Source organism: Corynebacterium sp. 122RC1, assembly GCF_024580955.1.
Classification (GTDB): domain Bacteria; phylum Actinomycetota; class Actinomycetes; order Mycobacteriales; family Mycobacteriaceae; genus Corynebacterium; species Corynebacterium kozikiae.
In genome coordinates, this window is sequence record NZ_JANIKD010000003.1 from 40,854 (window position 1) to 55,132 (window position 14,279).

Here is a 14,279-nt window from a genome sequence, read left to right on the forward strand (position 1 = left end):
CACGAGCTAGCCGCCCAGCTAGCACAGAGAAAACCCCATAATCCGGCTCTCGCCGCATTTTTATAAGGAAGCCCCATGCCCAGCACTATCGCTGACTTTGACCGCCAACGCCTCATCACCTGCCAGCACCACGACCCGCATAGTATCTACGGCTGGCACGCCATCGAGGACGGCAGCAGTGCCGTTGTGCGCACCAGGATTCTTGGTGCGAGTGCCGTTGACGTGCTCTTAGGTGCCGATTCCAGCACCGTGGTTCCCGCAGAACCCACGGGCGACGACATCTTTGAAGCAACGCTTCCCAGCGCAGAACCCACCGACTACCGCCTGCGCGTCACCTGGGCGGACGGCAGCACCACGGACAAGGCTGACCCCTACCACTTCTTGCCAACATTGGGCGAAATGGATCTGCACCTCATCAGGGAGGGCCGCCACGAGCGCCTTTGGGAAGTTCTCGGTGCACATCAGCGCAGCTACACCACGGAATTGGGTGAAGTCAGCGGCACCTCGTTTGCGGTGTGGGCACCAAACGCCGCCGGCGTGGCGGTAATTGGTGATTTTGACGGCTGGAATCCCAACCAATACCCAATGCGTTCCCTGGGTTCTTCGGGCATTTGGGAGGTGTTCCTGCCAGGAATTGGGGTGGGCGAGGTCTACAAATTTGCCATCCACACGAAGGAAGGCCACCGCATTGACAAGGCGGACCCGATGGCCCGCCAGGCGGAAGTTGCTCCTGCAACCGGTTCCGTGGTGGCAGAATCTTCCTACCAGTGGCAAGACGCAGATTGGCTGGAGGCGCGCGCCAAGCGCGACCACGCCAACTCCCCCATGAGCGTCTACGAGGTCCACTTGGGTTCGTGGCGCACCGAGCTGGGCTACAAGGAATTGGCCACCGAGCTGGTGGACTACGTGGCAGAGATGGGCTACACCCACGTAGAGTTCCTGCCGGTGGCCGAGCACCCCTTCGGTGGCTCCTGGGGCTACCAAGTTTCCGGCTACTATGCACCCACTTCCCGCTGGGGCAGCCCGGACGAGCTGCGTGCGTTGATCGATGCCTTCCACGCTCGCGGCATCGGCGTGATTGTGGACTGGGTACCAGCACACTTCCCCAAGGACGCCTTTGCCCTGGGCCGCTTTGACGGGCAGGCGCTGTACGAGCACCCAGACTGGCGCCGCGGTGAGCAAAAGGACTGGGGCACCTATGTGTTCGACTTCGGCCGCAACGAGGTTCGCAACTTCCTTGTGGCAAACGCCTTGTACTGGCTGGAAGAGTTCCACGTGGATGGTCTGCGCGTAGACGCCGTGGCCTCCATGCTGTACCTGGATTATTCTCGCAACGAGGGAGAGTGGCTGCCCAACCAGTACGGTGGGCGCGAGAACCTCGAGGCGGTGCAGTTCCTCCAGGAGATGAACGCCACCGTGCACAAGCTGCATCCCGGCGTGCTCACCATCGCGGAGGAATCCACCTCTTGGCCAGGTGTCACCGCCCCCACCGAGCACGGCGGCCTGGGCTTTAGCCTGAAGTGGAACATGGGTTGGATGAATGACACGCTGGAGTACTTCTCCCTGGACCCAATCCACCGCCGGTACCACCACAATGAGATCACCTTCTCCATGGTGTACGCCTACTCCGAGCGCTACGTGCTGCCCTTTAGCCACGACGAAGTAGTCCACGGCAAGGGCTCCCTGTGGGACCGTATGCCGGGCGACGCCTGGAACAAGGCAGCCGGCCTGCGCACCCTCTACGCCTACATGTACGCCCACCCAGGCAAGAAGCTCCTCTTCCAGGGCCAGGAGTTTGGCCAGGTACTCGAGTGGTCTGAAGGCCGCTCCCTTGACTGGGACGACCTGGTTGGTTGGGAAGGCGAATACCACGAAGGCATCTCCCACCTGGTCCGCGACCTCAACTCCGTGTACGCACAGGAGCCAGCGCTCTACACCCAGGACAATGGCTCTGAGGGCTTTAGCTGGACCAAGTCCGACGACGCGGACAACAACATCTTGTCCTTCGTCCGCTACGGCTCAAATGGCGAGAAGCTGCTCATTGTGTGCAACTTCGGTGGCACCACCCAGGATCACTACAAGCTCGGCGTCCCTGCTGGCGGCGGCTGGGAGTGCATCCTCAACACGGACGCCGGGGTGTACGAGGGCGCCAACAACCTCATCGAGGACCACAACGTGGCCTGGGACTCCCCTTGGGACGGCTACCCACATGAGCTCACCGTGCGCATCCCCGCGATGAGCACCCAGTACTACCGCTGGGTGGGCTAGCCCCACATTCCTTTGACCCGCCAGCGCACTGCCGCCTTCAAGTGGCTGCGGCGCTGGCGGCGTCGTTTTTCTTCAAGGAAAGCGTGCCGACGCAGCCAGGGCGAGTTCGCAGCCGGACAGCAGCGCCACGGCAGGCGGCACTGGGGCTAGTACAGTGCTGAGGCCAGCTTGGTGCGAGCGGCAATCACTCTGGGGTCCGTTGGCTCGAAGATGCCGAAAATCTCCAGCAGGCGCTCGCGGGCGGCTTGCTTATCCTCGGGGGTCGCGCCGTTGGCAACGATGTGAATCAGCGCATCAAACGCTGCCTCCGGCTGGCCCAGTGCAATGTGAGCGTCCGCAGCCTGCTGGACAGCGGCGAGATCCAAGGGGTTTTCCTGCGCCTTAGCCACCGCGTTTGCTGGGTCGGTGCCAAGTTCTTGGAGCCTCCCGAGGAGCTTGGCGTTATCCATTGCTGCCTTGGCTTCCTTGTTGTTCGGCTCGCTGCGCAGGATCGACTCGTAGACTTCCACCGCGGTAGCAAAGTCGCCTCGGTTCAGGGCTTCGGTTGCGGGAGCAAACCTGGGGTCCTCGGCGGGCTCTTCTTCGGCGGCGCCCGCTGCTGCCATTTCCTGCTCGCTTAAGCCCGGAAGTTGGTCTCCCACCGCCTGCACCACGGCATTGACCCAAGCCTCGAGCGCTTCACGGGGCTGACCGCCCTCAAAGTTCGCAAGCGGCTGGCCTGAAGCGAGCGCCACCGTGGTGGGCAGACCCTGGATACCAAACATTTGGGCAACCTGGGGGTCGGTATCAGCGTTGATGTAGCGGAACACCCACTTGCCGGCACCGTGTTGGACCATTTGTTGGAAGTCCTGGCGCAACTGCTCCGACTCCGGGCTGCGCGGGGTGCCAATCAGGATCACGATACTCACCTGCGCAGAGCGCTTGATAAGTTCCGCCTCCACGTTGTCCATGTTCAGGCTCATTGCGAGCACGTTCTGCTGGCCCGCTTGCGCTACTCCGGGCTGTTGATGGCCCTGCGGTTGGTGGGCAATTCCTGCCGTCTGCTCGGGTGCCTGGCGCAATTGGGAGAGGTCCAGCGCCCCGCCAACAAACCTATTGGGGATCGTCATGCCAAATCACCACCCAGAATCCGGTTCACAGAATCCACCTTTGAGGTGATTTGCCCCGAGTGACCAGGGCGGATATCAGCCTTGAGTACCAGCCCCACCCGTGGCGAGACCGCAAGCACCGCCTCCGTGGCACGCTTAACAACATCCATCACCTCGTCCCACTCCCCCTCGACGAGCGTGAACATAGCGTTCGTCTCATTTGGCAGACCTGAATCCCGGACCACCTTCACGGCCGCAGCCACAGCCTCTGCCATCTCTGCCTGTGCATTTGGCACCTCAGTGGGGGCCACAGAAAACGCGACAATCATGCACCCGATCGTAGACGAAACTTTGTGCCCGAGCTCCCCGCGTTGATCCGAGCTCCCCGCGCAGCCCCGAAGCCCAAACCCGTGATCATTTTCGGTGATTATCTTCATAGCCTCAAATGTGTAGACTCCCGCGCCGATTGTGCCCGTCCGGACTATGCTTGGGCACTATGAGCAACGACATCTCAAGCATCGAAATCCCACATGAACTCGTGATCTGCCTTGACCACGTTGGCATCGCAGTTCCAGACCTCGACGCCGCGGTGGAGTTCTACCGCAGCGCCTTCGGTTGGGTGAACCACCACCAGGAGACCAACGAGGAGCAAGGCGTTGTTGAGGCAATGATCGGCCCCAAGAACCTCGGTGAAACTGACGGCATGATCCAGCTTCTCGCTCCGCTGAGCGAGGAGTCCACCATCGCCAAGTTCCTGGACAAGAAGGGCCCTGGCCTGCAGCAGATGTGCCTGCGCACCACGGACATCGAGGCCCTGCAGAAGCACCTCACCGACAACGGCGTGCGCCTGCTCTACCCAGAGGCAAAGCGCGGCACCGGCGGGGCAAAGATCAACTTTGTTCATCCCAAGGACGCAGGCGGCGTGCTGCTGGAGCTCACCCAGCCGGTCTAACCCAACTCACACAGGCCACTCGCACACTGCGGGTGGCTTCTTTGTGCCTACCGACGTTCCCAACAGGCCGCGTGCCAATGCCTACGATCCTGCGCGCCCCGGCCTGAATCTTTTGGCCAGGCCACCACATGGGCGATCCCCGGCGGAATATTCTGGTTGCAACCGGGGCAAATGTAGAACTTCACGGCCGCATGCGCACCCATTCGGCGCATGAGATACGTCTCCCCGTTCGTCCAGCGCGGGCCCTCAACTGCCTGGGTACCAAAGTACGCGGCGCCGTCGGCAGGCAACGCCCTGAGCACTGGCGCCTGGCGCCTATTTTTCCTGCCCATCCTGCTTGTACCCGCGGCGTTAGAAGAGGCGAAGCTCGGTGGACTCGATGCCGCGAAGGTCATCATAATCCAAGGTCACACACTCAATGCCGCGATCCTTGGCCAAGGTGCGGGCCTGAGGCTTGATCTCCTGGGCCGCAAACACGCCATGGACGGGAGCGAGGAGTTCGTCGCGGTTGAGCAACTCCAGGTAGCGGGTGAGCTGCTCCACGCCGTCAATGCCTCCGCGGCGCTTGATTTCCACCGCCACGGTGCGCCCCTGTGCGTCTTTCGCCAGGATATCCACCGGACCAATGGCGGTAGGGTACTCGCGCCGCACCAAACTGTAGCCCGCACCGAGCGTCTCAATGTGCTCCGCCAGCAGCTCTTGCAGGTGCGCCTCCACGCCATCCTTCTGCAGTCCTGGGTCCTTGCCCAGCTCATGATGCACATCCGAATGCACCTGCTCAATGGTGATGCGCAGTTGCTCGCCCTTCTTATTCTCCACTACCCACTTGATCTGACCATCCTCTTCCGTCTCAGTGAGCGTGCAGGGCGGCGTCATCCAGTTCAGCGGCTTGTACGCCCGGTCATCCGCGTGAATTGACACCGATCCATCGGCCTTCACCATCAGCAGGCGGTCTGCCAGCGGAAGGTGGGCCTCCAGGCGGCCAATGTAATCAACGGAACAACGGGCGATCATCAAACGCATGGGGTCTAGGGTAGCCCCAACACACTGCAGCAGCAATTACGCTTGAACGACGCCGCCAGCGCCACACCCCAAAGCCTAAGACTCGCGGAACCGGGCCCGCAGCTCCTTGGGGCTCATCCGCTCCATGCGGGCGTCTGGTGCGGCCTCCACCCACGCGCGAAACGCCATCTCTGCGCGCTGCGAGAGGCAAAGCTGATACTCGTCCCCCTCATGAGTAAACTCCAAGATCCGCGAGCCCAAGGACAACACTAAGCGCTCCTCTTCCTCTACGTCTCGCTGACCAGTGATTGCTACTCCAACGCGGTGGAGTACAAGGTCAGGGGCGGGAGAAAGGGAGCGCACTTTAAAAAACTGAAGATTATTGCCCTTGTAACGGAAAATACCGTTACGCCAGCCATGCATGCCTTGGCTCGGCTGCTTTCGCAGCACCGCCGGGGTTCCCTTGGAGTGCAAGGTGAAAAATCGCCATGCAGCTAGTGCTACGCACACCGCAGCAATCACAATGAGAAACACAACAAGGATTTCCACTGAGACTTCCTCCGAGGACGGTCTTCAAAGATTCTATTCCGCGGCCTTTTGGAGCTGATGAAAGACTGCCGGTTGCCCAACTCTTTGAAAACTTAGCGATTAATGGTGTCATTTTACGCACGTTTTCCCGGCAAATACCAAGTGCCCCGCAACGGAAAATCCATTGCGGGGCACTTAGGCCACTTACTCCTCAAAACCCGCAGGTTGAGCGGATTTTTTGGGGGTCGTGTTTAGGAGTCGGAGCTTCGGCGCACTGCCTTGAGCTCTGCCTCGGCGCGTGCCTTCACTAGGTCGTCGTCTTCCTTCAACGCAGCCTCGGCAGCAGAGGTGTTCACCTCGGATGCCCACACGGCGTAGTCAGCAAGAACGGTGACCTTTTCCTTAGAGACGGAAAGGAAGCCACCCTGCACGGCGGCGACGAGCTTCTCGCCGCCGTCTGCTGGGCGAATGGTCACAACGCCGTTTTCGACCAACTGGCCGAGCATTGGCTCGTGACCTGGCAGCACGCCGATTTCACCTTCGGTGGTTTGCGCGGTCACGATGCTTGCCTTACCGGACCACAGCATGCGCTCCACGGAAACCAGTTGCACGGTGATATCAGCCATTGCTTCTGCTCCCCTACTTCTTCTCGGTCAGCTTCTTGTACGCAGCCTCGACGTCGTCCAGGCCACCCAGGCCGTTGAATGCCTGCTCTGGGTAGTGGTCGAAGTCGCCGTTGCAGATGCGCTCAAAAGCGTCGATCGTGTGTGCGAGTGGCACGTAGGAGCCTGGGATACCGGTGAACTTCTCTGCAACAAAGAAGTTCTGGCCCAGGAAGCGCTCCAGGCGGCGAGCACGCTGCACGGTGATCTTGTCCTCTTCAGACAGCTCGTCCATACCGAGGATGGCGATGATGTCCTGGAGTTCCTTGTTCTTCTGCAGAATACCGATCACGCGCTGCGCAACCTCGTAGTGACGCTCGCCGACGATACCTGGCTCGAGAATACGAGAGGTGGAGGTCAGCGGGTTCACTGCTGGGTAAATACCCTTGGAAGCAATACCGCGGTCAAGCTCGGTGGTTGCGTCCAGGTGCGCGAAGGTGGTTGCAGGTGCTGGGTCGGTGTAGTCGTCAGCGGGGACGTACACGGCCTGCAGGGAGGTAATGGACTTACCCTTGGTAGAGGTAATGCGTTCCTGCAGCACACCCATCTCGTCAGCCAGGGTTGGCTGGTAACCCACTGCGGATGGCATACGGCCAAGCAGCGTGGAAACCTCAGAACCAGCCTGGGTGAAACGGAAGATGTTGTCGATGAACAACAGCACGTCCTGGTGCTGCACATCGCGGAAGTACTCCGCCATGGTCAGACCGGAAAGTGCCACGCGCATACGGACTCCTGGTGGCTCGTCCATCTGGCCGAACACAAGCGCGGTGTCCTGGAGCACGCCCATCTCTTCCATTTCGAGGTGGAGGTCGGTGCCCTCACGGGTACGCTCGCCAACACCTGCGAACACGGAGGTACCGGAGAATTCGCGGGCAATACGGGTGATCATCTCCTGGATGAGCACGGTCTTACCCACACCTGCACCACCGAACAGACCGATCTTGCCGCCCTTCACGTATGGGGTCAGCAGGTCGATCACCTTGATGCCGGTCTCCAGGATCTCGGTCTTGCCTTCGAGCTGGTCGAATGCTGGTGGCTCGCGGTGGATACCCCACTGCTCACCGTCGCGGCCAAGGCCTGGCTCGTCCAGGCAGTCGCCGAGGGCGTTGAAGACGTGGCCCTTCACGACGTCACCAACTGGCACAGAGATCGGCTTACCGGAGTCAGCCACTTCTGCGCCACGGACGAGGCCGTCGGTTGGCGCCATGGAGATGGTGCGCACCAGGTTGTCGCCGAGGTGCTGCGCAACCTCGAGGGTGATGGTCTTTGCGACTGCTTCGAGGGTGACCTCGACAGTCAGCGCGTTATACAGTGCCGGAAGCTCGCCGCGCGGGAATTCCACGTCGACGACCGGACCGATGACGCGCACTACGCGGCCAGCTACACCGCTGGTCTGCGAGTTCTGCTCTGCGAGAGCTGTAGTCATAATCTAGTCACTTTCTCCGCTTTCGGCGAGCGCGCCAGCGCCACCGACGATCTCTGTGATTTCCTGTGTGATCTGAGCCTGACGTGCCTGGTTTGCAACGCGTGAAAGGTCCTTCACGAGCGCGGTGGCGTTGTCAGTTGCAGACTTCATTGCGTTCCTACGAGACGCGGACTCGGAAGCAGCAGCTTCCAAGAAGATTGAGAACAGGCTGCGGGAAACGTACTGCGGAAGCAGCGCGTCGAGCAGCGTGTCTGCATCCGGCTCGAACTCCACGTCAGGAGTTGGCTCACCGGAGTTATCGAGAATACCGTCGCCCTGCTTGATCTCAGCGGTCTCGATGACCGGCTCGATAGGCAGGAGCTGGAATGCCCGTGGGGTCTGCGTGAGCATGGACTCGAACTCGGTGTACACAACGTGTACCTGGTCAAAGCCCTGCAGCTCGTTTTCTGCGTCAGTGTTGAGGCCTTGGCGGTACTTTGCAGTGCCGTTGGAGCCTACGCTGAAGCCGTCAATCAGGTGGCGACGGACATCGTGGGTCTCTTTCCACGATGGATCCTGGCTAAAGCCACTCCATGCACCCGCAACTTCTTCGCCGCGGAAGCGGTAGTAGCCAATGCCTTTGTTACCCGTGACGTAACGAACAACCTCATAGCCATTGTTCTCCAGAAGCTTCTGGAGCTCAGCAGCCTTCTTGAACACGTTGTAGTTGTAACCACCGCACATGCCGCGGTCACTTGTTACCACAAGCAAAGCGGCGCGCTTGCCGTCTTCGCGATTGTGCAACATTGGGTGGTCCAAGGAGCTCGCAGCCGCCAGACGTTCCATCACGTTGTGAATCTCGGTGGCGTACGGTTCCGAAGCTTCCACTCGGGCCTGAGCTTTGGTGATACGCGAAGTTGCGATCAGCTCCTGGGCCTTGGTGATCTTCTTGGTGGAGTTCACTGACCGGATGCGGTCACGAAGCTCACGAAGATTAGCCATGGATCAAACGCCTCCCTTCTTTTCCTTGATGGGTCATGGTTTCTGTTGGCCTTGCGGCCTACTGCCTTACTTCTTGACAGTGAGGGTGTTCTTCTTCACCTGATCAGCAGCAAGTGCTTCCACCTCAGGCTCGTTGATCACTGGCGTACCGTCAGTGGTCTGGAAGCCCTTCTTGAAAGCCTCTGTCTGAGAAAGCAGGGTCTGGGTGGACTCTTCAGAGAGCTGTGCACCACCGTTGATCTGCTCAAAGACCTCAGGAGCTGCGGAGTGCAGGTGATCGAGCAGCTCGGACTCGAAGCGGCGGATGTCTTCAACGGGAACGTTGTCGAAGGCACCTTCGCCGGCGAGCCAGATGCTGACGATCTGCTCTTCCACTGGCTGAGGGGAGTTCTCTGCCTGCTTCAGCAGCTCGACCAGGCGAGCGCCGCGCTCGAGCTGAGCCTTAGATGCGGCGTCCAGATCGGATGCGAAGGCAGCGAACGCCTCGAGGTCACGGTATGCAGCGAGGTCCAGACGCAGGGAGCCGGAAACCTTCTTCATACCCTTGGTCTGTGCGGCACCACCAACACGGGAGACGGACACACCAACGTTAATTGCTGGACGGACACCCTTGTTGAACAGGTCGGACTCGAGGAACACCTGACCGTCGGTAATCGAGATCACGTTGGTAGGAATGAAGGCAGAAACGTCGTTTGCCTTGGTCTCGATGATTGGCAGAGCGGTGAGCGAGCCTGCACCCATGTCGTCGGAGAGCTTTGCAGCACGCTCCAGCAGACGGGAGTGGAGGTAGAAGACGTCACCTGGGTATGCCTCGCGGCCTGGTGGGCGGCGCAGCAGCAGGGAGATTGCACGGTAGGCCTCTGCCTGCTTGGTCAGATCATCGTAGATCACCAGAACGTGGTTGCCCTGGTACATCCAGTGCTGGCCGAGTGCTGCACCGGTGAAAGGTGCGAGCCACTTGAAGCCTGCGGAATCGGATGCAGGTGCTGCAACGATGGTGGTGTATTCCAGAGCGCCGTGCTCTTCGAGGGTCTTGCGCACTGCTGCGATGGTGGAACCCTTTTGGCCCACTGCAACGTAGATGCATCGAACCTGCTTGGTCTTGTCACCAGACTCCCAGTTGGCCTTCTGGTTCAAGATGGTGTCAATGCAGACTGCGGTCTTACCAGTCTTGCGGTCACCAATGATCAACTGACGCTGACCACGACCAATTGGGGTCATTGCGTCAATAGCCTTGATGCCGGTCTGCATTGGCTCTTCCACTGGCTGACGCTGCAGCACGGATGGTGCCTGCAGTTCCAGCACGCGGTCTTCCTCAGCTTCGATGGCGCCAAGGCCGTCGATTGGCTGACCCAAAGGGTTGATAACGCGCCCAAGGAACTTGTCGCCGACTGGGATCGAGAGAACGTTTCCGGTCCTCTTGACTTCGTCGCCTTCCTTCAAGGTCTCAAAGTTGCCCAGCACCACAACGCCGACGCGGTCGGTGTCAAGGTTCTGTGCGACGCCGATCACGCCGCCTGGGAACTCGAGGAGCTCATTCGCCATAACGGATGGCAAGCCAGAAACCTGGGCGATACCATCTGCTGCGGAAATAACCACGCCGACCTCCTCACGGGAGGCCTCCGCGGAGTAGCTCGAGGTGTAGTTCGTAATCGCGCTACGGATCTCATCGGAGGAGATCGTAAGCTCCGCCATGTTCTTCCTGCTCTCGGTAGTTTGGTCCAGCAATTTCAATCAGTTTCTCGTCGTGTCTTAGGCGAAGTTTGCGCGGAGTCGCTCGAGTTTGCCCGAGGTGGATCCGTCGATAACTTCGTCGCCGACTCGGATGACAAGTCCACCGAGGAGGCTGGCATCAACCTCAGAGTGGATGTTCATCTCGCGACCATAAATACGCTCTAGCTTCTGTGCTAGTGCTTGGTTCTGCTCGTTGGTAAGCGGTGCGGCAGAGACAACGTGTGCAACATCGCGGTTCGCAAGTGCGGCAACCTCTTTGGAGAGGTTGTTGATGTCGTCAATCGCGTTGTGCTCGGGGCGCCCAATCACCTGAAGTGCAAGGGCTTCGGTCACTGCGGTGACCTTGCCGTACAGCACCTTGGCCAGGAGTTCGCGCTTATTGTTGCGGTCGGCACTGCGGTCGTCGAGGAGCAGCGTGAGCGCTGGCTCCTTCTCGAGGATTCGAGACAAGCGGAAAAGCTCGTCTTCTACCTGTGCAAGTTGCCCTTGGCCCTCCGCGAAGCGAAGCAGCGAACGACGACCCAAGGTCACCAGTCCGGTGCGGAATTCACGGGGGTTCGACCAAGTCTGGGATGCTGCAGTGTTGAGCACCTCCAGGGTGGCCTGGGAAACCTTTCCGCCAAACACAGCAGAAATCAAGCCTGCACGCTTGTCAGCGGTGGAGGATGGGTCCGCTACTGCGATGCGCAGTGCGCGCTCGCCGTCCAGGGTGTCCACCACTTTGAAAAGCTCAGCGCCGGTTTGCGCTGCCACTGCACCTGCGTTTTCCTTTGCCTCCCACAGTGCTGTGTCGAGGTGGGAAATCACTTGGTCCAGTGCGTTGCGGCTCGCTGCGTGCATTGTGCCTACTTTCCTGCCGGTGCCACGGTGTCGAGATCCGCCAGGAACTTATCAATCGTGCCGGAACGCTTGACGTTCTCGGAGAGCTGCTCACCAAGGAGGCGCTCTGCAAGGTTGATGGAGTTCTGACCCATCTCGCGGCGAAGCTCAGCCACTACCTGCTCACGCTGGGCGGCCAGTTGCTTCTCACCGGACTCGATGATGCGGTTGCTCTCCTCGGTAGCCTTTGCCTTCATCTCAGCTTCGATCTGCTTACCCTTTGCACGGGCTTCTTCGCGGATCTCTGCTGCTTCAGCGCGGGCTTCTGCGAGCTGAGCATTGTACTTCTCAAGCGCGGCCTTAGCTTCGGCCTGTGCGACCTCTGCGCGTTCAATGCCGCCCTTGATCCGGTCCTCACGCTCGGAAAGGACTTCCTGGAACTTTGGAAGAACGAACTTCCAAAAGAGAATTCCAATAACTACGAGCACGACGAGCGACCAGACGATGTCGTAAGAGGCAGGCAGGAGCACATTTGGCTGGCTCTCCAGAGGGAGAGTCTCAGCGCCACCTGCTGCCAGGTAGTTGATGACGTTCGTCATGAATCTCAGGCTTTCGTCAGTTGTTGGAATGTATTAGAGGATGAAGCCTGCTGCGAGGCCGATGAGGGCGAGAGCCTCAACGAATGCGATGCCGAGGAACATGGTGGTGCGGAGCTGGCCGGCCATCTCAGGCTGACGTGCCATGCCCTCGAGAGCCTTACCAACGAGGATGCCGATGCCGAGGCCTGGGCCGATGGTTGCGAGGCCGTAGCCGACGGTTGCGATGGAGCCGGAAATGCCAGCAGCTTCCTGAGCCAGGATGACTTCGTTCATGAGAGTGTCGTTCCCTTTCTTGGTGCTCTTGGGATGTTTTCCCAGGAGCTAAAAGTATGAATGTTGTAGAGACTTGTGATCCGCGGGATGCGCGGGGTCAGTTGTTCATCGGTGTTCGTCAGTGCTCATCTGCGTGCAGCGACAATTCGATATACACGGCAACCAGCAGGGCGAAGATGTATGCCTGCAGGAAAATCACCAGCATCTCGAAGAGGGTGAACGCAACGCCGGCCACGATGGTCAGCGCGGACAGTGCGGTCCAACCATTCATCTGCCAGAAGAAGAAGTTGGTAGCAGAGAAGAGCAGAACCAGGATGATGTGACCAACGAGCATGTTGGCCATGAGACGAACCGTCAGTGTTGCTGGACGCAGGATGAAGGTGGAGAGAATCTCCAGAGGCACAACCAGAATGTGCAGCAACGGTGGCAGGTTCGGAATCACCACGGAGGACTTCACATACTTGAAGAAGCCGTAGCGCTTCGAACCTGCGTAAATGAAGGCAATGTAACCGAACAGCGCCAGCACGAGAGGCATACCAATGCGTGCGTTTGGCGAGATGTTCAGGAAAGGAATCACCGAAGGCACATTCATCACGAGGACGATGAAGAAGATCGTGGCCAGCACGGGGAGGAAACGACGTCCCTCCTTCTTGCCCAAAATCTCTTCTGCAATGTGAATTCGGACGAAATCCAGCAGGTACTCAGCAACGTTTTGCACACCTGAAGGCACAAGCTTCGGGTTGCGCATGGCGATGACAAAGAACAAGCCCAGAATTACAGCCATCAACAGACGGACGAACATCAGACGGTCGATTGTGAACCAGCCGTTCGCCACGTCGGCGAACCACAAGGCATCCGGGAAGAATTCGTGTTCCAGAGAGGGTGCGTGAAACTCACCCTTCATGGACAGTGTTGTAACGCTCAGCGTTCTCTCCCGTGTTCGGGCCGCAAACCTTGGGTTCCCAAGACTGCGGTGCGATGGACGTCTAAAAAACTCTCTGCGGCCGCCACGGATTCCGTCGCACATCAGCATGGCGCTCGCAGGGGAATTGCCTTGGGCAAGAACTCCCCAACCAAAGGTTGCACCCACTCCGGTGCACTTTTTGGATTTGGGCAGCCTTTCCCAAGTGACCCGCGAAATACACTATCAGGCAAAACAAGGGGAATTCATGTGGGCTCGGTGCCGCCTTTGCCCCCCTTATCCACACCACCGCAAACAACATGCTTTAGCACTGAAAATACAACTTTGTAAGCTCAGTCACACCGCGGGAGAAAGGGGGTAATTCTTCCCGTTGTACCTCCCCCTTTCGGGTGTAGCTTGACTACTCGGTCCCAACAGGTCCCCAACAGGGCGCTAAACCCCTGAGGCACACATGCAAAAACCGCGCCCAGCAACGCTGGCGCGGCTACAGCAAATGACGGCAACCCCCTAGCTCACGTAGGTCACCTTTGCGGTGATAACCCCATAGACTTCGCAGGCGAGCACAACCACCAGAGCGAGCACCACGGTCACAAAGAGGGCGATCGGATCGTAGAAGGTCATGTCTCGGATGAAGTAGAACACGATGATCACCGCAACGATCTTCACCAGCCAGCTCCCCAGAACCACAGCGCCGGTGGTGGAAGCGCTAGTATTCGCGGTGAGGAGCACGCTGAGCACGGTCAGCAACACGAAACTACCGCCGATCGCCGCACCAATGAGTACGCCCCAAATTCCTGGGAGGTCGCGCAGCGCTCCCCAGATAGACAAACTCATCAAAGTGATCACCACAAGGGCAACGCTGCCAAACTTTAATGCCCGCAAAAGGGGGCGGCGCTGATCATCGTATTGCGAAATCTCGCCCGTTTTCTCCCCCACTGCGCTGACCTTTGGCGCGGGAGTCACCGGGACATTTTCTACATTTTGGGCGTTTTGGGAGTTTTCTTGCTCATTGGTGCTCACGGTTG

At 59.3% G+C, this 14,279-nt stretch carries 16 protein-coding genes; 2 read left to right on the plus strand and 14 right to left on the minus strand.

The window, feature by feature from the left end; all coding sequences use genetic code 11:
• The first annotated feature begins 75 nt into the window (after window positions 1-75).
• A complete protein-coding gene (gene glgB, locus NQ050_RS02050) occupies window positions 76-2,268 on the plus strand; it encodes a 1,4-alpha-glucan branching protein GlgB (protein WP_257037600.1) in 2,193 nt (730 codons plus the stop codon).
• A gap of 146 nt (window positions 2,269-2,414) precedes the next feature.
• Here glgB and NQ050_RS02055 read toward each other — a convergent pair whose 3' ends face one another.
• Both NQ050_RS02055 and NQ050_RS02060 read right to left on the minus strand, forming a co-directional pair.
• Window positions 2,415-3,377, minus strand: coding sequence for a tetratricopeptide repeat protein (locus tag NQ050_RS02055; RefSeq protein ID WP_257037601.1), 963 nt, complete (start codon window positions 3,375-3,377; stop codon window positions 2,415-2,417).
• On the minus strand, window positions 3,374-3,685 hold the full coding sequence (locus NQ050_RS02060; RefSeq protein WP_257037602.1) for a thiamine-binding protein: 312 nt from the start codon (window positions 3,683-3,685) through the stop codon (window positions 3,374-3,376). Before NQ050_RS02060 ends, NQ050_RS02055 begins: the two co-directional genes overlap by 4 nt.
• 167 nt (window positions 3,686-3,852) lie before the next feature.
• Between NQ050_RS02060 and mce the strand changes: the two genes are divergently transcribed.
• On the plus strand, window positions 3,853-4,308 hold the full coding sequence (mce, locus tag NQ050_RS02065) for a methylmalonyl-CoA epimerase (RefSeq protein ID WP_257037603.1): 456 nt from the start codon (window positions 3,853-3,855) through the stop codon (window positions 4,306-4,308).
• Between the two features lie 47 nt (window positions 4,309-4,355).
• Here the strand turns inward: mce and NQ050_RS02070 are convergent, their stop codons facing one another.
• The 12 genes from NQ050_RS02070 to NQ050_RS02125 form a co-directional block, all read right to left on the minus strand.
• A complete protein-coding gene (locus NQ050_RS02070; protein ID WP_257037604.1) occupies window positions 4,356-4,640 on the minus strand; it encodes a hypothetical protein in 285 nt (94 codons plus the stop codon).
• Between the two features lie 19 nt (window positions 4,641-4,659).
• Window positions 4,660-5,331 carry an endonuclease NucS gene (gene nucS / locus NQ050_RS02075; protein WP_257037605.1) on the minus strand — a complete coding sequence of 224 codons (672 nt, stop codon included), beginning with the start codon at window positions 5,329-5,331 and terminating at the stop codon, window positions 4,660-4,662.
• A 75-nt stretch (window positions 5,332-5,406) separates the two neighbouring features.
• Entirely contained in the window at window positions 5,407-5,859 is a 453-nt protein-coding gene (locus NQ050_RS02080; protein WP_257037606.1) for a DUF2550 domain-containing protein, read from the minus strand.
• Window positions 5,860-6,089: 230 nt separating this feature from the next.
• On the minus strand, window positions 6,090-6,464 hold the full coding sequence (locus NQ050_RS02085) for a F0F1 ATP synthase subunit epsilon (protein WP_257037607.1): 375 nt from the start codon (window positions 6,462-6,464) through the stop codon (window positions 6,090-6,092).
• Between the two features lie 13 nt (window positions 6,465-6,477).
• A complete protein-coding gene (gene atpD, locus NQ050_RS02090; protein WP_257037608.1) occupies window positions 6,478-7,926 on the minus strand; it encodes a F0F1 ATP synthase subunit beta in 1,449 nt (482 codons plus the stop codon).
• A 3-nt stretch (window positions 7,927-7,929) separates the two neighbouring features.
• On the minus strand, window positions 7,930-8,907 hold the full coding sequence (locus tag NQ050_RS02095) for a F0F1 ATP synthase subunit gamma (RefSeq protein ID WP_257037609.1): 978 nt from the start codon (window positions 8,905-8,907) through the stop codon (window positions 7,930-7,932).
• 66 nt (window positions 8,908-8,973) lie between these two features.
• On the minus strand, window positions 8,974-10,602 hold the full coding sequence (atpA, locus tag NQ050_RS02100; protein ID WP_257037610.1) for a F0F1 ATP synthase subunit alpha: 1,629 nt from the start codon (window positions 10,600-10,602) through the stop codon (window positions 8,974-8,976).
• 57 nt (window positions 10,603-10,659) lie between these two features.
• The gene (locus tag NQ050_RS02105; protein ID WP_257037611.1) at window positions 10,660-11,481 is read right to left on the minus strand and encodes a F0F1 ATP synthase subunit delta; all 822 of its coding nucleotides are present in this window, start codon (window positions 11,479-11,481) and stop codon (window positions 10,660-10,662) included.
• A 5-nt stretch (window positions 11,482-11,486) separates the two neighbouring features.
• A complete protein-coding gene (locus NQ050_RS02110) occupies window positions 11,487-12,059 on the minus strand; it encodes a F0F1 ATP synthase subunit B (protein ID WP_257037612.1) in 573 nt (190 codons plus the stop codon).
• A 33-nt stretch (window positions 12,060-12,092) separates the two neighbouring features.
• Complete coding sequence (locus NQ050_RS02115) at window positions 12,093-12,332, minus strand: ATP synthase F0 subunit C (RefSeq protein ID WP_257037613.1); 240 nt, start codon at window positions 12,330-12,332, stop codon at window positions 12,093-12,095.
• 118 nt (window positions 12,333-12,450) lie between these two features.
• Window positions 12,451-13,236 (minus strand): F0F1 ATP synthase subunit A, encoded by a 786-nt coding sequence (atpB, locus tag NQ050_RS02120; RefSeq protein WP_257037614.1) that lies wholly within the window; start codon window positions 13,234-13,236, stop codon window positions 12,451-12,453.
• Between the two features lie 525 nt (window positions 13,237-13,761).
• Complete coding sequence (locus NQ050_RS02125) at window positions 13,762-14,190, minus strand: hypothetical protein (RefSeq protein WP_257037748.1); 429 nt, start codon at window positions 14,188-14,190, stop codon at window positions 13,762-13,764.
• Window positions 14,191-14,279 lie beyond the last annotated feature (89 nt).